This is a genomic window from Aquabacterium humicola (genome assembly GCF_030167915.1).
GTDB lineage: Bacteria > Pseudomonadota > Gammaproteobacteria > Burkholderiales > Burkholderiaceae_C > Pseudaquabacterium > Pseudaquabacterium humicola.
In genome coordinates this window covers 316,518-340,644 of sequence record NZ_JARGNB010000004.1, presented here as the reverse complement: position 1 = coordinate 340,644, position 24,127 = coordinate 316,518, and the positions used below count along the sequence as shown (strand labels likewise).

Here is a 24,127-nt window from a genome sequence, read left to right as displayed (position 1 = left end):
GGACCTCCCCAATTTCGGGATGCGGGAGTGTAGGGGGCCCCGGATACCCGACCGGCCTATCGCAAACCCCGTGCCGGGGCACTTGTCTAGGCGGGTGGCTCTAGGCGGCCGGGCGGGCTTTGGCTTCGCCGAAGCCCGGCTGCGCGCAGCCGGGCTTTCCGCGATGCCATCGGGCGGTGCGCCGTCTTAGACTCGGCGCTCTTTCATCCGCTGTCCGCGCGCCGCCCCCACCCTGGGCCTGCGTGCCCCCTGCCGCAATGAGCCGAACCCCGCTCCTGGCGCTGACCACGAGTCTGATGCTGTATTTCTCCGCCGCGTTGCCCGCGGCGGCGGCCGATGCACCGGCGACCGCGCCGGCTTCCGCGCCGACGATCGCCGCCGCCGCGCCGTCGCAGAAGGTGCTGCGGTATGCCTTCCGCATCGCCGAGACGGCCTTCGATCCGCCGCAGATCACGGACCTGTACTCGCGCACCATCGTCGCGAGCATCTACGAGCCGCTGCTGGAGTTCGCGTGGATGGCGCGGCCCTACCAGCTGCGCCCGGCCACCGCCGCGGCGATGCCCGAGGTGTCGGAGGACTTCAAGACCATCACGCTGCGCATCAAGCCGGGCATCTACTTCGCCGACGACCCGGCCTTCAAGGGCCAGAAGCGTGAGCTGGTGGCGGCCGACTACGTCTACGCGATCAAGCGCCACTACGACCCGCGCTGGCGCAGCGGCAACCTCTACATCCTGGAGAACGCGAAGATCGCCGGGCTGTCCGAGCTGCGCAAGGAACTCATCGCCGCCAAGAAGCCCTTCGACTACGACCGCGAGGTCGCGGGCCTGCGCGCGCTCGACCGCTACACGCTGCAGATCCGCTTCGACGAGCCGCAGCCGCGCTTCCTCTACCAGCTGGCCGATCCGTCGTTCACCGGCGCGGTCGCGCGCGAGGTGGTCGAGCACTACGGCGACAAGATCGGCGAGCACCCGGTGGGCACGGGCCCCTTCCGCCTGACGCAGTGGGTGCGCTCGTCGAAGATGGTGCTCGAGCGCAACCCGACCTACCGCGAGGTGTTCTACGACGAGACGCCGCCGCCCGAGCGCGCCGACCTGCAGGCGGTGGCACGCCAGTTCAAGGGCCGCAGGCTGCCGCTGATCGACCGCGTCGAGGTCTCCATCGTCGAGGAGAACCAGCCGCGCTGGCTGGCCTTCCTGAACCGCGAGTTCGATTTCCTCGAGGAGATGCCGGCGGAGTTCGCCGGCCAGATCATTCCCAACAACAAGCTCGCGCCCAACCTCGCGAAGCAGGGCATCACGATGGAGCGCTACCCGCGCGCCGACGTCTCGGTGTCGTACTTCGGCATGGAGCATCCGGTGGTCGGCGGCTACACCCCGGACAAGGTGGCGCTGCGCCGTGCGATCGCGCTGGCCGTGGACATCGACCGCGAGATCCAGATCGTGCGCCGCGGCCAGGCGATTCCGGGGCAGTCGCCGGTGGGGCCCAACACCTGGGGCTACATCCCCGAGTTCAAGTCGGAGATGAGCGAGTTCAACCGCGCGAAGGCCCGCGCGCTGCTCGACATGCACGGCTACGTCGACAAGGACGGCGACGGCTGGCGCGACCTGCCCGACGGCAAGCCGCTGGTGCTGGAGTACTCGACGCAGCCTGACCAGCAGTCGCGCCAGCTGAACGACCAGTGGAAGAAGAACATGGACGCGATCAACGTGCGCATGGACTTCAAGATCGCCAAGTGGCCCGAGCAGCTGAAGGCCTCGCGCGGTGGCAAGCTGATGATGTGGGGTGTCGGCTGGTCGGCCGGCACGCCCGACGCGAACAGCTTCCTCGAGCTCGGCTACGGCCCGAACAAGGGCCAGGCCAACCATGCGCGCTTCGACCTGCCGGAGTACAACGCGCTGCACGAGCGCCAGCGCATCCTGCCCGACACGCCCGAGCGCGCCGAGATGATCGAGCGCCAGAAGAAGCTGATGATCGCCTACATGCCCTACAAGGTGCACGTGCACCGGGTGTGGACCGACCTGGCGCATCCGTGGATCCAGGGCTACCAGCGCAACGTCTTCGTGCGCGACTTCTGGCGCTACATCGACATCGACAGCGCCGAGCAGAAGCGGCGCACCGCGAAGTGACACCGCTGCGCCGCGCGCTGCTGGCCTCGCCGCTGGGGCTGGCGCTGCCGCCGGGCCTGGCGCAGCCGACTCTCGCGGCCGCCCAGGGCGGCGCCGACGGCGCGCGCAAGGTGCTGCGCGTGGCCTTCAGCTCGCCCGAGACCGGCTTCGACCCGGCCAAGGTCGTCGACCTCTACTCGCGCACGATCACGCCGCACATCTTCGAGGCGCTGTACGACTACGACCACCTCGCGCGGCCGGTGAAGATCAAGCCGCAGCTGGCCGAGGCGCTGCCCGAGGTGTCGGCCGATTTCCGCGTCTGGACGATCCGCGTCCGGCGCGGCATCTGGTTCGCCGACGACCCGGCCTTCAAGGGCCGGCGGCGCGAGCTGGTCGCCGAGGACTTCGTCTACGCGATGAAGCGCTTCTACGACCCGGCCAACAAGAGCCCGGCCGTCGGCACGCTGCTGGGCTACGGCTTCGTCGGCCTGAAGGCGCTGCGCGACGACGCGATCAAGGGCAACAAGCCCTTCGACTACGACAAGCCGGTCGAGGGCATGAAGGCGATCGACCGCTACACCGTGCGCTTCACCACCGAGCAGCCGCGCCCGCGCCTGCTCGAGGTGCTGGCCTCGCCCGACCTCTACGGCGCCGTCGCGCGCGAGGTGGTCGAGTTCTACGGCAAGGAGATCGATGCGCATCCGGTCGGCACCGGCCCGTTCCGGCTCAAGCTGTGGCGGCGCGCGTCGCTGATCGTGCTCGAGCGCAACCCGCAGTTCCGCGAGGAACGCTGGTTTGCCGAACCGGCGGCCGACGACGCCGAGGGCCAGGCGATCCTGGCGCGGCTGAAGGGCCGCAGGCTGCCGCTGGTCGACGAGGTGCAGGTCTCGGTGATCCTCGAGAGCCAGCCGCGCTGGCTGACCTTCCTGAACGGCGGCATCGACGCGCTGGCGACCAACTCGAACGCGCTGCCGCAGGAATTCGTCGGCATCGCGATGCCCAACGGCAAGCTCGCGCCGCACCTCGCCAAGCGCGGCATCTCCGGCCGCCTGGTGCCCAACGCCGACGTGCACCTGACCATGTTCAACATGGAGCATCCGGTGGTCGGCGGCTACACGCCCGACAAGGTCGCGCTGCGCCGCGCGCTGTCGCTCGGCTACGACGTGCAGCGCGAGATCGCCACCTACTGGAAGGGCGCGGCGATCCCCGCGCAGTCGGCGCTGGTGCCGCACACCGTCGGCTACGACCCGGCCTTCAAGTGCGAGTCGAGCGACCACGATCCGGCGCGCGCGAAGGCGCTGCTCGACATGTACGGCTGGACCGACCGCGACGGCGACGGCTGGCGCGAGCAGCCCGACGGCTCGCCGCTGCAGCTGGAGATGATGACCCAGCCCGAGCAGCGCTTCCGCATCTTCGACGAGCTGTGGCAGAAGTCGATGAACGCGCTGGGCCTGCGGGTGAAGTTCACCATCGGCCAGTGGCCCGAGAACCTCAAGGCCGCACGCAACGGCAAGTACATGGTCTGGCAGTTCGGCCTGTCGGCCGCGGCGCCGGACGGCGAGACCGCCGTCGCGCGCTACGTCAGCAGCGAGATCGGCAGCCAGAACTACGCCCGCTTCCAGCATGCGCCGCTGGACCGCGTCTACGAACGCATCCAGGCCCTGGCCGACGGGCCCGAGCGCCTGGCGCTGTTCGACGAGGTCAAGCGCATCGGCGCCGCCTACATGCCGCTGAAGCACCGCGTGCACCGGCTCGAGGCCGAGCTGCTGCACCCCTGGCTGGTGGGCTATCGCAAGCCGCTGTTCTGGCAGAACTGGTGGCACCTCATCGACATCGATCACGACAGACGCAAGGCATGAAGACACTCACGCGACGACTGTGCATCTCGCTGCTCGCGGCGCTCGGCGCGGCGGCAGCGGCCGCGGCGACCGAGGGCAGCAACAGCGACGGCGGCAGGAAGATCCTGCGCGTGGCGTTCGCGTCCGCCGAGACCAGCCTCGATCCGGCGAAGATCGTCGACATCTACTCGCGCACGCTGACGCCCCACATCTTCGAGGCGCCCTACAAGTACGACCACCTCGCGCGCCCGGTCCGGATCAAGCCCGCCCTCGCCGACGGCATGCCCGAGGTCTCGCCGGACTTCAAGGTCTGGACCGTCAAGCTCAAGCGCGGCATCTACTTCGCCGACGATCCGGCTTTCAAGGGCCAGCGGCGCGAGCTGGTCGCCGAGGACGTCGTCTACTCGATGAAGCGCATTGCCGACCCGGCGAACAAGAGCCCGGTCGTCGGCGGCCTGCTCACGCAGGGCTTCGTCGGCCTGAAGGCGCTGCGCGACGAGGCCATCGCGCAGAAGAAGCCCTTCGACTACGACAAGCCGATCGACGGCATGAAGGCGATCGACCGCTACACCCTGCGCTTCGTCGTCGAGCAGCCGCGGCCCCGCCTGATCGAGACCTTCGCGGCGTCGGACCTGTTCGGCACGGTCGCGCGCGAGGTGGTCGAGCATTACGGCAGCGAGATCGATGCGCACCCGGTCGGCACCGGCCCGTTCCGGCTCAAGCAGTGGCGGCGCAGCTCGCTGATCGTGCTGGAGCGCAACCCGCAGTTCCGCGAGGAGCTCTACGACGGCGAGCCCAACGCCGATGATGCCGAGGGCCAGGCGCTGGCCGCGCGCTTCAAGGGGCGCCGCCTGCCGATGGTCGACGAGGTGCATGTCGCGATCATCAACGAGAGCCAGCCGCGCTGGCTGGCCTTCCTCAACGGCCAGATCGACCTGCTGGCCACGCAGGGCAATGCGGTGCCGGGCGACTTCTTCAACATCGCGATGCCCAACGGCAAGCTCGCGCCCCACCTCGCGAAGAAGGGCATCGGCGGCGTGCTGAACGTCAATGCCGACAGCGGGGTGTCGTTCTTCAACATGGAGCATCCGCTCGTCGGCGGCTACACGCCCGAGAAGGTGGCGTTGCGGCGGGCGATCTCGCTGGGCTACGACGTGCAGCGCGAGATCCAGCTGGTGCGCCGCGGCGCCGCGGTGCCGGCGCAGTCGCCGGTGGTGCCGCACACCAGCGGCTACGACCCGGCCTTCAAGAGCGAGATGAGCGACTACAACCCGGCCCGCGCGAAGGCGCTGCTGGACATGTACGGTTATGTCGACCGCGATGGCGACGGCTTCCGCGAGCTGCCCGACGGCAGCCCGCTGCTGCTCGAGATGGCCACGCAGCCGGAGCAGCGCAACCGCACCTTCGACGAGCTGTGGAAGAAGTGCCTCGAGGACATCGGCCTGCGCGTGCGCTTCGTCACCGGCCAGTGGCCGGAGAACCTGAAGGCCGCGCGGGCCGGCAAGCTGATGATGTGGCAGCTGGGCTCGTCGGCCGCGTCGCCGGACGGCCAGCAGTCGCTGGCGCGTCTGTACGGCCCCGAGGCCGGCAGCCAGAACATCGCCCGCTTCAAGCTGAAGGCCTTCGACGAGATCTACGACCGCATGCTGGCGCTGCCCGACGGCCCCGAGCGCGAGGCGCTGTTCCTCGAGGCCAAGCGCCTGGCGGCCGCGTACATGCCGTGGAAGTACCACGTGCACCGCCTCGAGGCCGACCTCTGGCAGCCGTGGGTCATCGGCTACCGCCGCCCGCTGTTCTGGAACGAGTGGTGGCACATGGTCGACATCGACAACTCGAAGCGCCCGGCGCGCTGAGGCCGACGCCTTTGCTGCGACGCCGGACGCTGATCGCTAGCGCCGCCGCCGCCGTGCCGGCCGCCGCGCCGGCGCGTTCGCCGGCCGCCGCGAATGGCACCGGTCCGAAGACCCTGCGCCTCGGCCTGGCCGCCACCGAGACCCAGCTCGACCCGGTCCAGACCGAGAGCAGCCGCTACACCACGCAGGTGCTCGCCGGCATCTTCGAGGCGCCGCTGCGCTTCGACTATCTGGCGCGGCCGACGACGCTGCAGCCGGCCACCGCGGCCGCGATGCCGGAGATCACGCCCGACGGCCAGCAGATCACGGTGCGCATCCGTCCCGGCATCCGGTTTGCCGACGACCCGGCCTTTGGCGGGAAACCGCGCGAGCTGATCGCGGCCGACTACGTCTACGCGATCAAGCGCTTCTACGACCCGCGCTGGAATTCGAGCGACCTCTACCTCTTCGAGGACGCGAAGATCGTCGGCCTGTCCGAGCTGCGCCGCGAGGCGCTGAAGTCGCGCAAGCCCTTCGACTACGACCGGCCCGTCGAGGGCGCGGTCGCGCTCGACCGCTACACCTTCCGGCTGCGCTTCGCCGAGCCGGCGCCGCGCTTCGTCTACAACCTCGCGCATCCCTACCTCACCGGCGCGGTCGCGCGCGAGGTGGTCGAGCGCTACGGCAGCGACATCGGCAGCCACCCGGTCGGCACCGGCCCGTTCCGGCTCGTGTCGTGGCGCCGCGGTTCGCTGCTCGTGCTGGAGCGCTCGCCGAGCTACCGCGGCGATCCGTATGCGGGCGAACCGGCCGACGTGCCGCAGGCCCGGGCCATCGCCCGCGGCCTGGCCGGCCGGCGGCTGCCGCTGGTGGACCGGCTGGAGTTCCACATCATCGAGGAGCAGCAGCCGCTGTGGCTGTCCTTCCTCGGCGGGCAGCTCGACACGATCGAGGTGCCCGGCGGCTTCGGAGCGCTGGCCGTGCCCAACGGCGAGCTGGCGCCCTTCCTGCGCAAGCGCGGCATCCGGCTCGACCTGAGCCAGGCGCCCGACATGAGCATGAGCTTCTTCAACGGCGACGACCCGGTCGTCGGCGGCAATGCGCCGGAGAAGGTCGCGTTGCGCCGCGCGATCGCGCTGGCGCACGACAGCGCGCAGTGGCGGCGACTGGTTCGCGGCGGGCTTGCGGTGCCGGCGCAGTCGGTGATCCCGCCGTTCACCTCGGGCTTCGACGAGGCCTACCGCAGCGAGATGAGCGAGCACGATCCGGCGAAGGCGCGAGCGCTGCTCGACCTCTACGGCTACGTCGACCGCGACGGCGACGGCTGGCGCGAGCTGCCCGACGGCCGGCCGCTGACCCTGCGCATCGCGGCGCTGCAGAACCAGGCCGCGCGCGACGGCAACGAGATCTGGCACCGCTCGCTGCAGCGCGTCGGCATCCGCGTGCAGTTCGAGATCGCCGGCTGGGCCGAGATGCTCAAGCGCGCGCGCGCCGGCACCTTGCAGATCTGGGGCTACGCGTGGAGCGCCGCGTCGCCCGATGGCAGCTTCTTCCTCAGCATCGGCTACGGCCCGAACGCCAGCGAGTCGAACGACGCGCGCTTCTCACTGCCGGCCTACGACCGCCTCTACGAGCGCCAGCGCCGCCTGCCCGACGGCCCCGAGCGCGCGGCGCTGATGCACGAGGCGAAGAACATGCTCGTCGCCTACATGCCGTACAAGGTGCACGGCCACCGCCTGCAGGCCGACCTGGTGCATCCCTGGGTGCAGCACTACTGGCGGCATCCGTTCATGCGCGACGTCTACCACTACCTCGACGTCGATCCGCACTGACCCTTGTCCCGCGCGGCACAGCGACGGCCCGCTGCGCGCGGCACACTCCGCCGCATGCACACCGTTCTCCTGCTGCCGCCCGACCCCTCCATGTCGCCCGCGCTGGCCGACGCCGTGCGGGCGGTCGCGCCCGAGCTCACGCTGCTGAACGACCACCGCAGCCTCGACGAGGCGCAGCTCGCGCAGGTCGACATCGTGCTCGGCTGGCGCTTTCCGCCGGGCCTCGCCGGCCGGCTGCCGAACCTGCGCTGGGTCTGCTCGATGGCCGCCGGCGTCGAGAAGCTGCTGGTGCCGGACCTCGCGCCCGCGGTGCCGATGTCGCGCCTGGTCGACCCCGAGCAGGCACTGGGCATCGCGCAGTACGTCACCGCGATGGTGCTGCGCCATGCGCGCGAGCTGCCGCGCTACGAGGTGCTGCAGCGCGAGCGCTCGTGGACGCGCCACCCGATGCCGGCGGCGCGCCACCGCGTCGGCATGCTCGGCTGGGGCGAGGTCGGCCGTGCGGTCGCCGAGCCGCTGCGCGCGCTCGGTTTCGAGGTCGAGCCCTGGCGCCGCGGCGGCGTGCCGCTGCACACGCTGCTCGCGCGCTGCCCGATCGTCGTGATCGCCCTGCCGCTGACGCGTGAAACGAGCGGCCTGCTCGACGCCGCGGCCTTCGCCGCGATGCCGCGCGGCGCCTACCTCGTCAACGTCGCGCGCGGCGGCCACATCGTCGAGGCCGACCTGATCGCCGCGGTGAAGAGCGGCCACCTCGCCGGTGCCGCGCTCGACGTGCAGCAGCGCGAGCCGCTGCCGGCCGACGACCCGCTGTGGACGGTGCCCGGCATCACGGTCACGCCGCACATCGCGGCGCAGTCGCCGCACGCCACCGTCGCGCGCCAGTTCGTCGACGGGCTGGCGTGCCTGGATGCCGGCCGGCCGCTGCCCAACCTCGTCGACCGCCACCGAGGCTATTGATCCAAGCGGCCGCCGCGGAACCGGCTCTGCCGGGCCGCTGGCGGCGCCCCTTGAGGGGAGGCGGCGCAGCCGCTCCGGGGTGGGTCAAGCCTGCATCGGCTCCAATCGCGCGGCGATGCCGTCGCCGACCTCCTGCATGAAGGCCCGGACCCGCGCCGTCTGCCGCAGGTCCGGGTGCGTCAGCATCCACACCGGCACCGCGAGCTCGGGGATGGGGTCGGACACCGCGACCAGCTCCGGATGGCGCGGCTCCATGAAGGTCGGCAGCAACCCGACGCCGAGACCCGTGTGCAGCACCGCGGCGACGGCGTTGAAGATGTCCACCCGCAGCCGCACCTTGGCCTGCGCCAGCTGGCGCTTCATCCACTGGTCGTAGACGCGGCTCTGTGTGTCGCGCTCGAAGGCCACCCACGGCACCTCCTTCAGCAGGTGCGCCAGCGGCTCGACGCCCTGCGGCAGCCCGGGCGCGCCGCGCTTCGCGTAGACCCGGCACTGCGTCATGCCGAGCGGCCGGCCGACGAGGTGCTCGGCCACGTGGGCCGACAGCCGCACCGCGACGTCGGCCTCGCGCCGCACCCAGGCGTTCGGGTCGTCGGTCGAGCGCCGGCGCGACAGGTCGACCAGCACCGCGTTCTCGACCACCTCGACCTCGATGCCGGGGTAGCTGCGCGCGAAGTCGGCCAGGGGCTGCGGCAGCAGGTGCTCCATCACGACGAAGGCGGTCGTCACCCGCAGCAGGCCGGTCAGCGTGCGGTCGCGGCCGAGCACCTGGCGCTCGATCTCCTCGGCCCGGTCGGCCATGCGCCGGGCCTGGTCCAGCACCAGCGCACCAGCCTCGGTGGGTTGGTAACCACTTCGCGTGCGTTCGAACAATCGCGCGCCCAGCCGTTGCTCCAAGGCGTCCAGGCGGCGCAGCACCGTGGTGTGGTTGACGCCCAGCTGGCGCGCCGCCGACGCCAGCCCGCCCGCCGAGCCCACCGCCAGCGCGTAGCGCAGGTCGCTCCAATCGAGTTCGTCCATCCCACGAGTATCCAATGAGAGGCTGCAAGTTTGCAGATTCCTCGTGCGCAGCTCGGCGTTGTGTGCACAGATGGACGGTCCTAAAGTCCGCGGAACGCTCCAAACCTGGGAGAAACCCGATGGACATGCGGCTGCCCCCCGGCATCGCCACTGCCGCGGCCACCGACAACCCGCCGCCGCTGCGCCTGCTGCAGCGCTGGACGCCGGCCACGCCGCCCGCCGCGCCGCCGGCGCAAGGCTGGGCGGCCTGCCGCGTCGCATTGCGCCGGTTGTTCCTGGCGCGCTGAGGCGGCGGCGCGCCGTTCGCGCGCACCCATGCACCGGTCGCTCGCCGCGGCCGGTTCCCCGCCGGACGCTGCCCATCGGAATAATGCGGCTCCTGCCGCCGTATCCCTTCGGTGCACGCGCCCGACTGCTTCCGCCAGCAACTGCTCGCCGCGATCCCGCGGCTGCGGCGCTACGCGCGTTCGCTGGTCTTCGAGCCCGCAGGCGCCGACGACCTGGTGCAGACGACGCTGGAACGCGCGCTCGCACACTGGCACCAGTTCGACCAGCGCCGCGACATGCTGCTGTGGCTGCTGTCGATCGCCCACAACGCCTTCCTCGATGCCCGCCGGCGCGACGCGCGGCTGTCCGTGCTCGAGCCCGCCCGGCTGCAGGCGCAGCAGGAAGCCATCAGCAGCGATCCCGGCGTCGACGTCGGCCTGCGGCTGGACCTCGGCGCTGCGCTGGCGCGGCTGACGCCGGAGCAGCGCGAGCCGCTGCTGCTCGTCAGCGTCGAGCAGCTGACCTACGCTGAATGCGCCGAGGCGCTCGGCATCCCGATCGGCACCGTGATGTCCCGCGTCTCGCGGGCCCGGGCGGCCCTGCGCGAGTGGCTCGACGCGGGCGCGGCGCCGGTGCGCACGCTGCGGCGGGTGGTCTGACCAGAGCAAGACAATGAACCGCCCCGACGACGACCAACTGTCCGCCTGGCTCGACGGCGAGCTCGACGATGCGACGAAGGCCGCGGTCGATGCCTGGCTGCAGGAGCATCCCGACGACGCCGCGCGGGTGCGACTGTGGGCCGCCGACCGCAGCGCGCTGCGCGCCCGCTTCGGCCCGCTGGCCGACGAGCCGGTGCCCGCCGCGCTGCAGCGGCTGGTGCAGGAATCCGGCCGGGGGCGCAGCCGCTGGCTGCAGGCGGCGATGGTCGCGGCCCTGATGCTCGGCGGCGGCCTGATCGGCTCGGCCGCCACCTGGCTGCTGAAGCCGTCGATGACGACGCTGAGCGACGCGCCGCGCGCGCTGCCCGGCTGGACGCAGCGGGCCGCGGTGGCGCACGCGGTCTACGCGCCGGAGGTCCGCCACCCGGTCGAGGTCGACGTCACGCAGGGCGACGTCGCCGCGCAACGGGCGCAGGAGGAGCACCTGGCGCGCTGGCTCGGCAAGCGGCTGCAGATGCCGGTCAAGCTGTTCGACCTGCGCGCGCACGGCTTCGAGCTCGTCGGCGGCCGGCTGCTGCCGGACCTGGCGGGCCCGAGCGCGCAGCTGATGTACCAGAACGCCGCCGGCGAGCGGATCACCGTCTACCTGCGCCGCCCGGAGCCGGGCACCCACACCGCATTCCGCTTCCAGCGCGAAGGCGAGCTCGACATGTTCTTCTGGGCCGAAGAAGGCTTCGGCTGCGCGCTGGTCGGCAAGCTGCCGCGTGAACGCCTGCTGGCGCTGGCACAGGCCGCGTACAGCCAGATCGAGTCCGAGTTGCCGGCCTCGCGGCCGCGGCCGGGCACCTGAATACATCCCACACAAGCGGATACCGGCCGCCCTGCCCGCGCGCTCAGAATGCGCCGCGCAACGAACAGGAGTGGCGCGATGGGTGTGGGAAAGCGCGCGGCGACCGCCGCGCTGGCGGCCGTGCTGGGTCTGGCGGGATGCGGCGGCGGCGGGTCGCCGCAGTCGTCGGCCGCGCCGGCGGACGCCGCCACGCGCCGGGCGGCGCTGGACTCGACCGAGCCGATCGCGACCTCGGCCCTCTTCGACTGGGCTGAACGAACCTACCCGAGCCTGTTCCCGGCGGGGCCCCAGAACCAGACCGTCAGCCACGAGGGCCGCCTCTACACGATCCGCTTCTACCCGGCCACAGGCAACTATCTGGGCGAAGCGGACGGCAGCGCCTACGGGCTGGGCCCGTTCACCGGCGGCGTGCTGCAAGGCTTCGGGCCGGTGCAGGGCTTCCGCTGCGAGGTGCTCGGCCAGGTCTGCCTGGACGGCGTCGTCGCGGCACCTGATGCGCTGGCCGGCGCCACGGTGGACGTGCGCTGCGGCGCCGCGAGCGCGACGACCTCCAGCAACGCGCAGGGGCGCTACTCGATCGCCCTCGACGCGGCGAGCCTGCCCTGCGTGCTGCGCGCGCGCACCGCGACGACCACGCTGCACGGGGTGGCGCCCGGCAGTGGCAGCGGCGTGCGCCGCACGGCGAACCTCACGCCGATGACCGAGGCCATCCTGGCCCACCTCGGAGGCGGCTCGGCGAGCGCCGTGTCGACCGCCGGCGCGGCCCCGGCGGCGCTGTTCGAGGCCGATGCCGCGACGCGCGCGGCCGTCGTGACGAACGCGAACGCCGGGCTGTCGAGCGTCGCCGTCGTGCAGACCTTGCGCAGCGCCGGGGCCGACTTCGGCGGCATCGACTTCCTCGCCGGCGCGCTCGAGCCCGGCGCCGCGGGCGCGCACGAGCAGGCCCTGCGCACGCTCGCCACCCGCATGCAGGCCGGCGCCATCGGCCAGGCGCGGCTGAACGACGCGATCACGCGCACCACGGCGGCCGCGCGATCGTCCGGCGTGCCGTCGCTGCCCGATGCGCTGCTGCTGCAGCCGTCGGCCGACCAGTGCGCCGCGCTGCGCAGCGGCGCCTACCGCGTGGTCTTCGGCGACATCGCGCAACCCACCGAGCGCTGGACGGTCGACGCCCGCACGCTGCGGATCACCGACGGCGCCGGCCAGGAGTTCGCGCTGCAGGCCAGCGGTCGCTGCGGCTTCCTGCTGCCCGGGGACCAGCGCCTCGACGTCGGCGACGCCGGCGTGCTCGTCGGCACGCAGCGCAAGGGCGACGGCAGCACGCGGTTGCTGGTGGGCTTCCCCGAGCAGGCGATCGGCGCCGCCGAGCTGGCCGGCGGCTGGAACAGCCTGTTCGTGCAGCCGACGGCGGGCGACGGTGCGCTGCACGCGGCTTCCTGGACGCTGGACAACGCCGGCCGGGTCACGCAGCACACCTATTGCGGCAAGGAAGCGGGCCGCAGCGTGGCCGACTGCGTGGCCACCGGGTCGGCCCAGTTCGCGGCGATGGGCCTGGTGAGCGACGCGGGCGGCGGCTTCACGTCGATGCTCGGCAGGCCCGACACCGCGGTGCGCACCTTCGCCTACCGGGCCGGCAATGGCGAAATGCTGCTGGCGATGGGCGGGCACCTGGGCCTCGCGTCGCGGCACCGCGGTGCGGAGATGCCGGCATTCAACAGCCAGCGCGCCTACCGCGAACTGGGCGTCAACGGCCAGCTGCGGCCCACCACGCCGAACGACGCGTCGGCGCGCATCGCCGGCGTCGATGCCGCCGCGGGGCTCTTCGTTCGCGATGCCACCTACGGCAGCCGGACCTGGTCCGAGACGTTCTCGCTGGAGAGCCCGCGCACCGGCTACCAGCGGCGCGTGCCGGCGCTGGTGAATACGCAGGACGGGGGCGTCGCGACGGTGCTGGAGCTGATCGGCCTCGACCTGCGCGGCAGCGGCCTGACGGTGCTCGCCCAGCCGACGACGACGCTGCCCGGCGTGGCGGCCGAACCGGCGTGGCTGGTCTGGCTGACGAAGAGCAGCGCGCCTTGAGCCGGGCGCGGCAGCGTGGCCTTCAGCCGTCGACCGGCGCCCGGGGCGTCGGCAGCGTGCGCTGGTAGAACGCGAGATCCAGCCAGCGCCCGAACTTGAAGCCCGCCTCGCGGATCGTGCCGGCGTGCGTGAAGCCCAGGCGCTGGTGCAGCGCGATGCTGGCGCTGTTCTGCGCATCGATGCCGCCGACCATCGTGTGCACGTCGCGCGTCTGCGCGGCTTCGACGAGGGCCTGCAGCAGCACGCGCCCCAGGCCGCGGCCGCGCTGCGCGTGGTGGATGTAGATCGAGTGCTCCACCGTGTACTTGTAGGCCGGCCAGGCGCGGAACGTGCCATAGCTCGCGAAGCCGAGCAAGGTGCCGTGCTCGTCGACCGCGCCGATCACCGGGAAGCCGTTGCTGCGCTTCGTCGCGAACCACGGCGCCATCGATTCCGGCGCACGCGGGCGGTAGTCGTACAGCGCGGTCGAGTTGGCGATGGCCTCGTTGAAGATCGCCAGGATCGCCCCGGCATGCGCGTCCTCGGTGCAGTCGATCAGCTTCATGCGCGCGATTCTCGCCCTGCACGCCCCCGTACGAGCCCCCGTACCATGGCACCCCATGCCCGACCACCCGCGTCTCGCCGCGAGCTACCGCATCTTCGTCACCGCCGTGCTCGGCTTCGCCTCGGGGCTGCCGCTGGCGCTCACTGGCCAGGCGCTGCAGGCCTGGCTGTCCATCGAAGGCCTGGACATCGCGACCATCGGTTTCCTGAGCCTCGTCGGCCTGCCCTACACCTTCAAGTTCCTGTGGGCGCCGCTGATGGACCGCTTCGAGCTGCTGCCGCGCTGGGGTCGGCGCCGCGGCTGGCTGGTGCTGACGCAGCTGGTGCTGGCCGCGCTGCTGTGGCTGCTCGCCGCGACGCCGGCGAAGAACGCGCTGCAGCTGTTCGCGCTGCTGGCGCTGGCGATCGCCTTCGTCTCGGCCTCGCAGGACGTGGTGATCGACGCCTTCACCACCGACCTGCTGCCGCCGGCCGAACGCGGCCTCGGCTCGTCGTTGAAGGTGATGGGCTATCGGCTGGCGATGATCCTGTCCGGGGGCGTCGCGCTGATCTGGACCGATGCGGTCACCGGCAGCGGCTGGACGTGGCCCGAGGTCTACCGGCTGATGGCGGGGCTGATGGTCGGCGCGGCGCTGTTCTCGGCGATCGCGCTGCCGAAGCTGCCCCTGCCCGACGGCTTGCCGTCGATCGCCCGCCACGACCTGATCGGCTTCGCCGCGGTGATGGCCGCGGCGACGGTCGGCTACCTCGTCACGCTGCATGGGCTGACGCCGCTGGCCGGCGTGCTGCTCGGGCCGTGGCTCGAGGGCAGTGCGCTCGCGCCGAACCTGAAGGCGCGCTGGGTCGACCTGCTGGCGCTGCTGCTGGGCATCGGCTTCACGCTGCCGCTGGCCGCATGGGCCGCGAAGCGCGCGCGCTTCGAGACGCTGCTGGGCGGCCTGGCCGGCTACTTCTCGCAGCGCGGCGCCGCCGCCTTCCTGCTGTTCATCGTGCTCTACAAGCTCGGCGATGCCTTCGCCGGCGCGCTGATGACGCCGTTCCTGCTGAAGGCGATGGCCTTCAGCTCGGCCGAGGTCGGCGTCGTCAACAAGGTGATCGGCCTGTGGCTGACGATCGGCGGTGCACTGCTGGGCGGCCTGCTGATGCTCAAGCTCGGTCTCTGGCGCGCGCTGATGGTCTTCGGCGTGCTGCAGGCGGCGAGCAACCTGGGCTTCTGGTGGCTGGCGGCGCAGGGCAAGGGCAGCCTCGGGGCGATGACGATGCCGGCCTTCGACTGGGTGATCGTCACGCTGAAGCAGCCGACCGAGGTCGACGGCGCGCTGCTGATGGTCGTCGTGTTCGAGAACCTGTCCGGCGGCATGGGCACGGCGGCCTTCCTCGCCTTCCTGATGAGCCTGACGCAGCAGCGCTTCACCGCGACGCAATTCGCGCTGCTGTCGGCCTTCGCGTCGGTCGGCCGCGTCTGGGTCGGGCCGCTGGCCGGCGTGCTGGCCGAATCGATCGGCTGGCCGAGCTTCTTCATCGTGTCGACGGTGCTCGCGCTGCCGGCGTTGTGGATGCTCTGGGCGATGCGCGCCTCGGTGCGGGCGCTGGAGGTCGTGCCGGGCCGTCCGCCGGAAGACGACTGAACGACGATTGAACTTGCCCGCAACGCGTAGGATCGCAGCGCCATGAGTGAACGCTTCCACGTCGACGCCACCGTCCCCCTGCCGCCGCTCGCCGAGCATGCGCGCGACTGCCGCTGCACGCTGCACGCGCGGCGCCGGCTGGGTGGCGCGCTGCTCGGCGCCGGCGTGCTGGCCGGGGCCGCCCCCGGCGTGCTGGCGCAGGACATCTCCGCCGAATGCAAGCGCTCAGGCTTCACGAAGGTGGTGTCGGCCGAGCAGATCGAGAAGGCCGCCGGGCAGCAGTACCGCCAGATGCTCACGCAGGCCGGCAACCAGCGCGCACTGGGCCCGGTGGAGCACCCGCAGGTCAAGCGCCTGCGCTACATCGCCGAGCGCATCGTGCCGTTCACGAAGAACTGCAACCCGCGCTCGGCCGACTGGAAGTGGGAAGTCAACCTGATCGGCTCGAACGAGCTCAATGCCTTCTGCATGCCGGGCGGCAAGATCGCCTTCTACTACGGCATCCTGCAGCGCCTGCAGCTCAGCGACGACGAGGTGGCGATGATCATGGGCCACGAGGTCGCGCATGCGCTGCTCGAGCACGCGCGCGAGCGCATGGGCAAGACCATGGCCACGCGCGGCGCGATCGAGATCGGCGCGGCGCTGTTCGGCCTGGGCAATGCCGGCCGCGCGGTGGCCGACATGGGCGGCCAGCTGCTGACGCTGCGCTTCTCGCGCGACGACGAATCGGAAGCCGATGCGCTGGGCCTGTGGATGGCCGCGCATGCCGGCTACAACCCGCGCGCCGGCGTCTCGCTGTGGCAGAAGATGATGTCGGCGAGCAAGGGCGCGCCGCCGCAATGGCTGTCGACGCACCCGTCGGGGGAGGCGCGAATCGCCGAGATCGAGGCGCGCATGCCGCGGGTCGAGCCGGTGTTCCAGCAGGCGCCGAAGCCGGCGCAGCATTTCGGCCCGCCGGCGCCCGCCGCCGCCAGGCAGTAGCCGCTGCAGCCCGCGCCGCCAGCGGCTGGCGCGCAGTCCGCCGTCAGGCCACGGGCGCGGCGGCTGTCACCACTTCGCGGGCAGCGATCGTGCGATCGCCAGGCCGCCGGCGCCGAGCGCCTCGACGAAGCCGCCGCGCTGCAGGTCCTTCACCAGCCGGCTGACCATCTCGCGCGAGCAGCCGAGCCGGTTGGCGATCTCCTGGTGCGTGAGCCGTTCCTGCAGCACGCGCCGGCCGTTGCCGTCGGGTGTCGGCGCCAGCGACTCCAGCAGCTGCTTCAGCCGGCCGTAGACGTCGTTCAGCGCCATCTGGCGCGCGCTCAGCGTCGCGGCGCGCGCCCGGCGTATCACCTTGGCCAGCAGCTCGAAGGCGAAGGCCGGCTGCTCGGCGATGAAGGCCTCCAGCGTGCGCCGCGTGATCACCGCGCAGGTGCAGGCTTCGAGCGTGATCACGCTGGCCGAGCGCCGGCCGCCGTCCAGGCTCATCTCGCCCAGGTACTCGCCGGGGCCGTAGACGCCGTAGGTGATCTCGCGCTCGTTGTCGCCGACGCTGTACGCGCGCAGCCGGCCGGAGATGATGATGAAGATCGTCTCGCCGATGTCGCCCTCGTGGATGAGCACGGTGCCGCGGCGATAGCGCCGCACCTCGCCGCGCGTGGCCAGCGCGGTGAGCGCATCGCTCATCGGGGGCAGGTCGTTGGACGGAAGCGGCGGCACGGCGCGATGCTAATGCACCGCGCCGGCGCGCTCCTTGCGCTCGGGGCGCTCTCGGGGGGGCGGCCGGTCCGGGCGGGCGCTCAGGCCGCCAGCGCCGTGCGCGGCTCGGCGGTGCGGGCGCCGGCGGCCGGCCGCGCGCGTGCCGGCACCGGCAGCGGCGCCAGGCCCTGCAGCGCGCTGACCAGCGGCGGCAGCATCGCCACCTGGCGCACCAGCGCACGGATGCTCGGCGAGCGGGTCTTCGCGCGGATGCTGCCGATCTGCGTGCGGATCGTCGCCAGGCCGACACCCTGGCGCACCGCGATCTCGTTGGGCGTGAGGTCGGCGCACAGGCCCTTGACGACCGCGGTCTCGGCCAGCGTCAGCCCGTAGGCGCGCGCGAACCACTCGACGGTGAGCTCTTCGCAGATCTGGCGCTTGCCCAGCACCAGCATCACGCAGCGGCCGGCCTCGCCGGGCAGGGCCGCCAGCGGCACCACGGCCAACGTCACGCGCAGCTCGTCGTCGCCCAGGCACAGCAGCCGGCGCAGGCCGCGCTGCGCGGCGCTGGTCAGGGCGTCGCGCAGCGGCAGCAGGTCATGGGCATGGCGCGGACGCAGCTCGTTGCCGTGCAGCTGCAGCGGATGGCTGTCGTCGAGCTCGCGCCGCGCGGCACGGTTGGCCTGGCAGACCTGGCCGTCGTCGTTGAGCAGCAGGATGCCGTAGTCGAGTTCATCGACCATCTGCAGCAGTCGGCGCGCCGGCGGCAGCGGCGCAGGGTCGAAGGCGAAGGCCGGGCTGCGTGCAGAACTGGACAGGCCGGTCAGGTCGAAGGCGTCGAGCATGGGGTTCTCCTACGCCTCGCGCCGGGTCGGGCGGAAATCCGCACCGACGGCGCGAGCACGGCCGCAAGACTAGGCAGTCGTGCCCGCGCCGGGCAGTGATCTATTCACCTGCCGGCGGTGCAGCGCTGGCTGGACAAGCCTCAGGTGCCGCCGACGTAGGGGTTGCTGCGCCGCTCCTGGCCGAAGCTGCTCTCCGGCCCGTGACCGGGGATGAAGACCGTATCGTCGCCCATCGGCCACAGCCGTCCGGTGATGCTGGCGATCAGCGTGGCGTGGTCGCCGCCGGGGAAGTCGGTGCGGCCGATGCTGCCGGCGAAGAGCACGTCGCCGACGAAGGCCCGCTTCGCCTCGGCGCTGTGGAACACCACGTGGCCGGGCGTGTGGCCGGGGCAGTGGCGCACGGCCAGCGTGCAGCGGCCGACCTGCACCGTGTCGCCGTCGTCCAGCCAGCGGTCGGGCAGGAAGGCCTCGGCCGGCGGGAAGCGGAACATCTGCGACTGCCGCGGCAGCGCATCGATCCAGAAGCGGTCGTCCGGATGCGGCCCGACGATGGGCAGCCCGTCCTCGCGCGCCAGCGTGCCGGTGGCGCCGGCATGGTCGATGTGGGCATGGGTCAGCAGGATCTGCTTGAGCGTCACGCCCAGCCGCGCGCACTCGGCGCGCAGCCGGGGCAGCTCGCCGCCGGGATCGATCACCGCGGCTTCCATCGTCTCGTCGCACCACACGATGGAGCAGTTCTGCTGGAAGGCGGTGACGGGGACGGTGTGGTAGCGCAGCATGGGTGCTCGGATCAGGCTTTGAGTTCGGTGGTGCCGGCCATGAAGTGCTGGACCTGCCGGCGCATGCCCTTTGAAATCGCATCCCAGGTGTGGGGTGGAAAGCCATCGGGCAGCTCGGATTCCACCCCGGCCAGCGCGGTTTCGACCGCCTCGACGTGACGCAGCATGCGACGCCAGACGGTGGTGCCGCCGCTGCGCATCGCGAGGGTCTGCCAGTGTCGGGCATGGACCGTGTGCAGCGCGTAGTGCGCGTTCTTCGCGCGCAGCGCCATCGCGAGCGCGGCCTTGCGCCAGCGGATCTGGTCGCCGCGATCTCCGATGTAGGGCCATGCGGAGATCACGTCGTACAGCGGCGTCGTGATGAACGCATCGCCGGCTTCCAGGAAGATCGAGAAGTTCTTGGCGTGCCCGTCGGTGGCCGCCAGCAGCCAGAACGTCAGCTGGGTGATCGCGAAGGTTTCGCGGTCGTCCGGATCCGCGCTGCCCTGCAGCAGCCGCAGGCACTCTGCCATGCCGGGACCGCCGTGACTCTCGTATTTCTTGTCGGGCGGGTAGCCCATGGCCTGGCAGAAGTCCTCCTGGGGCAGGCGCGCAATCCATTCGCCACCGTCGACGGACCGTTGCCAGGAACGGTCGAAGCGCCGCACTGCCAGGACTTTCTGGTCCTCGAAGAGGGCGATCTCGGTCTCCGCGACGGGCAGGTCCAGGTGGTGAAGGATGCGCGCGCAAAGCCACTCGTTCTCGACGGAGTCCGCCAGGTCGATGCGCCTGGAGCCACCGACCAGGCCGAGGGGCAGCTTGAGGATGTGGGTCGTCGGCGTCGCGCCTTGCGGCCGGTACCAGCGCTTGCGGCTGTACAGCAGCGCGGTCTTCTCCTGTGCGCCGGCCAGAGAGATGCGGAGCAGGTCATCGTCGCCGTGCTGGCCCAGCACCACCTCGGACGGCACGGCGCGGAGGATGTCGGCAACCTGTGCTTCGGTCAGCGGCTTGCGCTCGATGCGGTCCCAGCCCTGCGGCGCCTGGCCGTCCGGCAGCAGCTGCACGGCGCCGACGCAGTCGCGGCCGATCGCCTGCAGCAATGCGAACGCATCGGTGGATCGGGCCCTGTAGCGCCGGGCGACCCGTTCGCGAATCTTCTGGTTGTCCGGCAGCAGGTTGTCGAAGTAGTTGGCGACGACCTCGCCGCGGATCTCGCGGGTCGCGGTGATCGGCAGCGACAGCGACAGCGCACGCCGGCGCGGCGACTGCAGCCAGGCGGGGTCGTAGACGAAGCGGTGGCTGGCGCGATCGACCGCCCAGGTGCCGACGAACTCGCCGTTCATCCAGGCGCCCAGGCGTGCGCTCACCAACTGCCCCGCTTGCCACCCGTGGCGCGTCGGCTGCCTCGGACGCTGGGCGCCGGGCCGGGGGCGGGTGGCTCGTCGTCGCGGATGACGAGGCCGGCACCGAGCACGCTCAGCACCTGCATGATCTGCTGCAGGCTCACGCTGGCAGGTGCCGCCTCGATCTCGACGATGCGCGCCTGCGTGACGCCCAGCGCCTGGCCGAGCTGGGCCTGCGTCAGGCCACGCTTCTTGCGTAGAGCTTGCAGCTGGGGACGCAGCTGCGCAGTCGTCTTGACGGGATAGTCCATGGCGTGCTCCGGCGGCTGCCATGGTACAGGCCTGGACTTGTTTCTTGCATCGTAAAAGCCACAGCTTGTTCGTAAGAATTAAAAGCCCAGGCTTGTTTCAACAAAATACAAGCCCTGTCTTGTTCTGAGGCTGACCGTGGGTCGCGAGCATCGGCCCGCTCAGACGGCCGCCGCCAGCTTCAGCGGCCACTCGGTCAGCCGGCCCCAGCCGGCATGCGCGACGGCGTTGGCGATCGCCGGCGCGACCAGTGGCACGCAGGGCTCGCCGAGGCCGGTCGGCGAGGCGCTGCTGTCGACGAAGGCGATCTCGAAGCGCGGCCGGTCGGCGAAGCGCGCGACCGGATAGTCATGGAAGTTGCTCTGCGCGACCGTGCCGCTTTCGAGCGTGATCGCGCCGTACAGGCACGACGACATGCCGTAGATCGTCGCGCCCTCGACCTGCGCGCGTGCCGAGTCGGGGTTGATCACGCGGCCGCAGTCGACCGCGCAGCAGATGCGCTCGACGTGCAGGCTGTCGCCGCGGCGCGAAACCTCCGCGACCATCGCGACATAGGTGCCGCTCTGCACGTGCGCAGCGAAGCCGCGGCCGCGTGACGGACCCGTCGCCGGCAGCGGCGCCGACCAGTTCGCGAGCTCGGCGACGCGGCGGATCACACCGGCCAGGCGCCCGGAGTCGAACCAGAACTCGGTCGATACGCGCGTGCGCAGGAACTGCGTGCGGCGTGCCGGCTGGAGCTGTGCGAGGCGCCATGCCAGCGGGTCCTGGCCGGCCTTCACCGCCAGCTCGTCGAGCGCACTTTCCACCGCGAACGCATGGAAGGCGTTCTGCACGCCGCGCATCCACGCGCGCCGCAACGGCATGTCGACATGCGTGCCCTCGATGCGGACATGCGGGAACGCATAGGGCAGCCGCGACGCGCCGCCGAGCAGCTCGCCCATCTGCAGCTCGCGCGGCGCGACGTCCTCGGAGGTCGGCCGCTGCGAGCCGTGCGCGGTGTGGTGGCGCCAGTAGAGCGGCTCGCCCGACGACCCGGCGCCCGCCTCGATCACCTGCACGCAGGGGCTGCGGTAGAAGCCGTGACGCAGGTCGTCCTCGCGGCTCCAGAAGAGTTTCACCGGTGCGCCGATGCGGCGGCTCACCCGCACCGCCTCCAACACGAAATCGTGCATCGACTTGCGGCCGAAGCCGCCGCCGATATCGGCCACATGCACCGTGACGCGCTCGATCGGCAGCTTCAGTTCCTCGGCGATGCGCTCGCGCGCCTCGCCGGGGTTCTGCGTCGGTGCCCAGACCTCGCAGCGGTCGGCGCGCACGTCGGCCGTGCAGTTCGGCGGCTCCAGCGGTGCGTGCGTCAGCAGCGGCGTGTAGTAGCGGCGCGCGACGGTCACCGCGCCGGCGCTCGCCTTGGCCGCATCGAGATCACCGTTGCTGCGGTAGACCGTGCCGCTGCCGCTGGCCGCGTCTTCCAGGCGTTGGCGGATCGCCGCGCTGTCAGGCGTGGCGGGCACGTTCCATTCGATCTGCAGCGCGCGCCGCGCCTGCAGGCAGGCCCAGCTGTCGCGCGCGACCACCGCCACGCCGGCATCGGTCGAGCCTTCGGCGCGGAACACCGCGTCGAGCGCAAAGACGTGCTCGACGCCGGCCACGGCCCGGGCGGCGCGGTCGTCGATCTGCTTGAGCGTCACGCCCGGCAGCGGCGCCCGCGCGACCACCGCGTAGCGCATGCCGGGCCGGCGCACGTCGAGGCCGTAGACCATCGCGCCGGTGGTCTGCGCGCGCAGGTCGACGCCGGGCGTCGGCCTGCCGATCAGCGTGTAGTCGGCGGCGGCCTTCAGCGTCGGCGATGACGGCACCGGCAGCTTCGCGGCCGCGCGCACCAGCTCGCCGTAGCGCGCGGACTTCGTGCCGTCCTTCGTCGATACGCGGCCGGCCCCGGTGCGCAGCGCCTCGGGCGCGAGCTTCCACTGTGCCGCGGCGGCCTGCACGAGCATCGTGCGCGCCGCGGCGGCGGCCTGGCGCAGCGGCTCCCAGCTGACGATCAGGGTCGCGTCGCCGACGGTGTTCTGGTCGCCGTAGCGCGCATCGCCGTCGGCCCGCTGCACCGTCACGCGCGACCAGTCGGCGTCGAGCTCGTCGCAGAGGATCATCGCCAGCGCGGTGCGCGTGCCCTGGCCCATCTCGGCACGGTGGCTGGTCAGCACGACGCGGTCGTCCGGCGTGATGCGGATGAAGGCGTTGGGCTCGAAGGCGGAAGCGGCTCCCCCGGTGCCGGCGGGCTGCGCCGCCAGGCGCAGCGGCAGCACCAGCGCACCGACGCTGCCGGCGCCGGCCAGCAACAGGCTGCGGCGGCGCAGGACGGCGCCCGGAATGTCACGGCTGCTCATGGCCGCACCTTTGACGTGTTGGCATCGAGCTTCGCCTGCAGGCTCGCCGCCAGCTGCACCGCCTGCTTGATGCGGCCGTAGGTGCCGCAGCGGCAGATGTGGCCGGCGAGCGCGTCGGCCACCTGCTCGGCGCTGGGCTGCGGCGTCGTGCGCAGCAGCGCCGCGCAGGCCATCATCTGGCCGCCCTGGCAGTAGCCGCACTGCGGCACGCGCAGCGCGCGCCAGGCCTGCTGCACCGGGTGCTCGCCGTCGCGCGACAGGCCTTCGATGGTCGTGATGCGGCGCTGGCCGACCGCCGACACCGGCGTCTGACAGCTGCGCGCCGGCTGCCCGTCCAGGTGCACGGTGCAGGCGCCGCACAGGCCCTGGCCGCAGCCGTACTTGGTGCCGGTCAGGCCCAGGTGGTCGCGCAGCGCCCACAGCAGTGGCATCTGCGGATCGGCGTCGATCGCCTGCGGCCGCTGGTTGATGGTCAGCGTGAACCTCATCAGCGCGCCCCGGCTTCGCTGACCGCATGCAGTACGCGCCACTGGTTGTTCCAGCGCACCAGCTGCAGCCGTTCGCTGCGGTCGTTGAACTGCAGCACGGCGCTCGCCAGGCTGCCCTGCACCTGCAGCGCGCTGACCTCGGCCTTGCGCGCCGACGGCTCGGTGTTGCGGCCGAACCCGCGGTCGGTCTGGTCGAGCAGCGCAAGGCCGGTGCTGCCCTCCATCGCGTCCGGCTGGTTGGCCGTGTGCTTCAGCTGCTGGCGCTGGTAGTGCGGATGGATCGTCGAGGCCATCAAGGCGCTGTTGCCTTCGTACCAGGCGCGCGCATGGCGCTGCAGCAGCGCCTGGATCTCGGCCTCGGGTTGTGCAGAGGGCTGCGCGGGGCCGCCGGCCTGCATGACGCCCACGGCGGGGCCGGCAGCGAGGCCGACACCGGGGCCGACAGCGGGTCCGCCGGCCGGGGCGCTGGGCTGCTGCGCGAACGCGCTGGCGACCGCCAGGCCGAGGGCGGCGAGGCCGCAGCACAGGGTACCGCGGTGGAACAAGGTGAGGAGCTGCATCGTGCGGGCGCCGGAGCCGGCGCGGGTCTGCCAAGCCGCGCACGATAGGCAGCCGGCGCCGCGGCGCGAAGCGCGCTGCGACGGGGCACGGGAAACGGGGCGCGAGTGGCGGTCCGCGTGGCGGCCGTCCGCCAGCCCGCCCGGGTTCAC

At 71.9% G+C, this 24,127-nt stretch carries 21 protein-coding genes; 11 read left to right on the top strand and 10 right to left on the bottom strand.

What is annotated here, in order from left to right; translation table 11 throughout:
- Positions 1 to 257: 257 nt before the first annotated feature.
- The 5 genes from P1K89_RS20365 to P1K89_RS20345 are packed head-to-tail and all read left to right on the top strand — an operon-like array spanning position 258 to position 8,564.
- Positions 258 to 2,126, top strand: a complete 1,869-nt coding sequence (locus P1K89_RS20365) for an ABC transporter substrate-binding protein (RefSeq protein WP_284618335.1) — start codon at positions 258 to 260, stop codon at positions 2,124 to 2,126.
- Positions 2,123 to 3,964 (top strand): ABC transporter substrate-binding protein, encoded by a 1,842-nt coding sequence (locus tag P1K89_RS20360; RefSeq protein ID WP_284618334.1) that lies wholly within the window; start codon positions 2,123 to 2,125, stop codon positions 3,962 to 3,964. The genes P1K89_RS20365 and P1K89_RS20360 overlap by 4 nt, the downstream gene beginning before the upstream one ends.
- Positions 3,961 to 5,796: an ABC transporter substrate-binding protein gene (locus P1K89_RS20355; protein WP_284618333.1), complete on the top strand. Its 1,836-nt coding sequence runs from the start codon at positions 3,961 to 3,963 to the stop codon at positions 5,794 to 5,796. Before P1K89_RS20360 ends, P1K89_RS20355 begins: the two co-directional genes overlap by 4 nt.
- Before the next feature lie 11 nt (positions 5,797 to 5,807).
- Positions 5,808 to 7,607 (top strand): ABC transporter substrate-binding protein, encoded by a 1,800-nt coding sequence (locus P1K89_RS20350; RefSeq protein WP_284618332.1) that lies wholly within the window; start codon positions 5,808 to 5,810, stop codon positions 7,605 to 7,607.
- Between the two features lie 54 nt (positions 7,608 to 7,661).
- The gene (locus tag P1K89_RS20345) at positions 7,662 to 8,564 is read left to right on the top strand and encodes an NAD(P)-dependent oxidoreductase (RefSeq protein ID WP_284618331.1); all 903 of its coding nucleotides are present in this window, start codon (positions 7,662 to 7,664) and stop codon (positions 8,562 to 8,564) included.
- Between the two features lie 84 nt (positions 8,565 to 8,648).
- Here the strand turns inward: P1K89_RS20345 and P1K89_RS20340 are convergent, their stop codons facing one another.
- Entirely contained in the window at positions 8,649 to 9,584 is a 936-nt protein-coding gene (locus P1K89_RS20340; RefSeq protein WP_284618330.1) for a LysR family transcriptional regulator, read from the bottom strand.
- Between the two features lie 119 nt (positions 9,585 to 9,703).
- On the opposite strand from P1K89_RS20340, the gene P1K89_RS20335 reads away from it, so the two are divergent.
- The 4 genes from P1K89_RS20335 to P1K89_RS20320 all read left to right on the top strand — a co-directional run bounded on the left by P1K89_RS20335 (position 9,704) and on the right by P1K89_RS20320 (position 13,439).
- Positions 9,704 to 9,871 (top strand): hypothetical protein, encoded by a 168-nt coding sequence (locus P1K89_RS20335; RefSeq protein ID WP_284618329.1) that lies wholly within the window; start codon positions 9,704 to 9,706, stop codon positions 9,869 to 9,871.
- Between the two features lie 111 nt (positions 9,872 to 9,982).
- A complete protein-coding gene (locus tag P1K89_RS20330; RefSeq protein ID WP_284618328.1) occupies positions 9,983 to 10,510 on the top strand; it encodes an RNA polymerase sigma factor in 528 nt (175 codons plus the stop codon).
- 13 nt (positions 10,511 to 10,523) lie between these two features.
- Positions 10,524 to 11,360, top strand: coding sequence for an anti-sigma factor family protein (locus P1K89_RS20325; protein ID WP_284618327.1), 837 nt, complete (start codon positions 10,524 to 10,526; stop codon positions 11,358 to 11,360).
- Positions 11,361 to 11,438: 78 nt separating this feature from the next.
- A complete protein-coding gene (locus tag P1K89_RS20320) occupies positions 11,439 to 13,439 on the top strand; it encodes a hypothetical protein (protein ID WP_284618326.1) in 2,001 nt (666 codons plus the stop codon).
- Between the two features lie 22 nt (positions 13,440 to 13,461).
- Here P1K89_RS20320 and P1K89_RS20315 read toward each other — a convergent pair whose 3' ends face one another.
- Entirely contained in the window at positions 13,462 to 13,983 is a 522-nt protein-coding gene (locus P1K89_RS20315; protein WP_284618325.1) for a GNAT family N-acetyltransferase, read from the bottom strand.
- 55 nt (positions 13,984 to 14,038) lie between these two features.
- On the opposite strand from P1K89_RS20315, the gene P1K89_RS20310 reads away from it, so the two are divergent.
- The gene (locus P1K89_RS20310; protein ID WP_284618324.1) at positions 14,039 to 15,610 is read left to right on the top strand and encodes an AmpG family muropeptide MFS transporter; all 1,572 of its coding nucleotides are present in this window, start codon (positions 14,039 to 14,041) and stop codon (positions 15,608 to 15,610) included.
- Between the two features lie 42 nt (positions 15,611 to 15,652).
- Positions 15,653 to 16,591, top strand: a complete 939-nt coding sequence (locus P1K89_RS20305) for a M48 family metallopeptidase (protein WP_284618323.1) — start codon at positions 15,653 to 15,655, stop codon at positions 16,589 to 16,591.
- A 66-nt stretch (positions 16,592 to 16,657) separates the two neighbouring features.
- On the opposite strand, the gene P1K89_RS20300 is transcribed toward P1K89_RS20305, so the two are convergent.
- The 8 genes from P1K89_RS20300 to P1K89_RS20265 form a co-directional block, all read right to left on the bottom strand.
- Complete coding sequence (locus P1K89_RS20300) at positions 16,658 to 17,275, bottom strand: Crp/Fnr family transcriptional regulator (protein WP_284618322.1); 618 nt, start codon at positions 17,273 to 17,275, stop codon at positions 16,658 to 16,660.
- 113 nt (positions 17,276 to 17,388) lie between these two features.
- Positions 17,389 to 18,132 carry a helix-turn-helix transcriptional regulator gene (locus P1K89_RS20295; protein ID WP_284618321.1) on the bottom strand — a complete coding sequence of 248 codons (744 nt, stop codon included), beginning with the start codon at positions 18,130 to 18,132 and terminating at the stop codon, positions 17,389 to 17,391.
- 140 nt (positions 18,133 to 18,272) lie between these two features.
- Entirely contained in the window at positions 18,273 to 18,911 is a 639-nt protein-coding gene (locus P1K89_RS20290) for an MBL fold metallo-hydrolase (protein WP_284618320.1), read from the bottom strand.
- An 11-nt stretch (positions 18,912 to 18,922) separates the two neighbouring features.
- Positions 18,923 to 20,260, bottom strand: coding sequence for a type II toxin-antitoxin system HipA family toxin (locus P1K89_RS20285; protein WP_439898014.1), 1,338 nt, complete (start codon positions 20,258 to 20,260; stop codon positions 18,923 to 18,925).
- The gene (locus P1K89_RS20280; protein ID WP_284618319.1) at positions 20,254 to 20,544 is read right to left on the bottom strand and encodes a helix-turn-helix domain-containing protein; all 291 of its coding nucleotides are present in this window, start codon (positions 20,542 to 20,544) and stop codon (positions 20,254 to 20,256) included. Before P1K89_RS20280 ends, P1K89_RS20285 begins: the two co-directional genes overlap by 7 nt.
- A gap of 159 nt (positions 20,545 to 20,703) precedes the next feature.
- The gene (locus P1K89_RS20275; RefSeq protein WP_284618318.1) at positions 20,704 to 22,929 is read right to left on the bottom strand and encodes a xanthine dehydrogenase family protein molybdopterin-binding subunit; all 2,226 of its coding nucleotides are present in this window, start codon (positions 22,927 to 22,929) and stop codon (positions 20,704 to 20,706) included.
- Positions 22,926 to 23,417, bottom strand: coding sequence for a (2Fe-2S)-binding protein (locus P1K89_RS20270; protein WP_284618317.1), 492 nt, complete (start codon positions 23,415 to 23,417; stop codon positions 22,926 to 22,928). The genes P1K89_RS20275 and P1K89_RS20270 overlap by 4 nt, the downstream gene beginning before the upstream one ends.
- Positions 23,417 to 23,977, bottom strand: coding sequence for a nuclear transport factor 2 family protein (locus P1K89_RS20265; protein ID WP_284618316.1), 561 nt, complete (start codon positions 23,975 to 23,977; stop codon positions 23,417 to 23,419). The genes P1K89_RS20270 and P1K89_RS20265 overlap by 1 nt, the downstream gene beginning before the upstream one ends.
- Positions 23,978 to 24,127 lie beyond the last annotated feature (150 nt).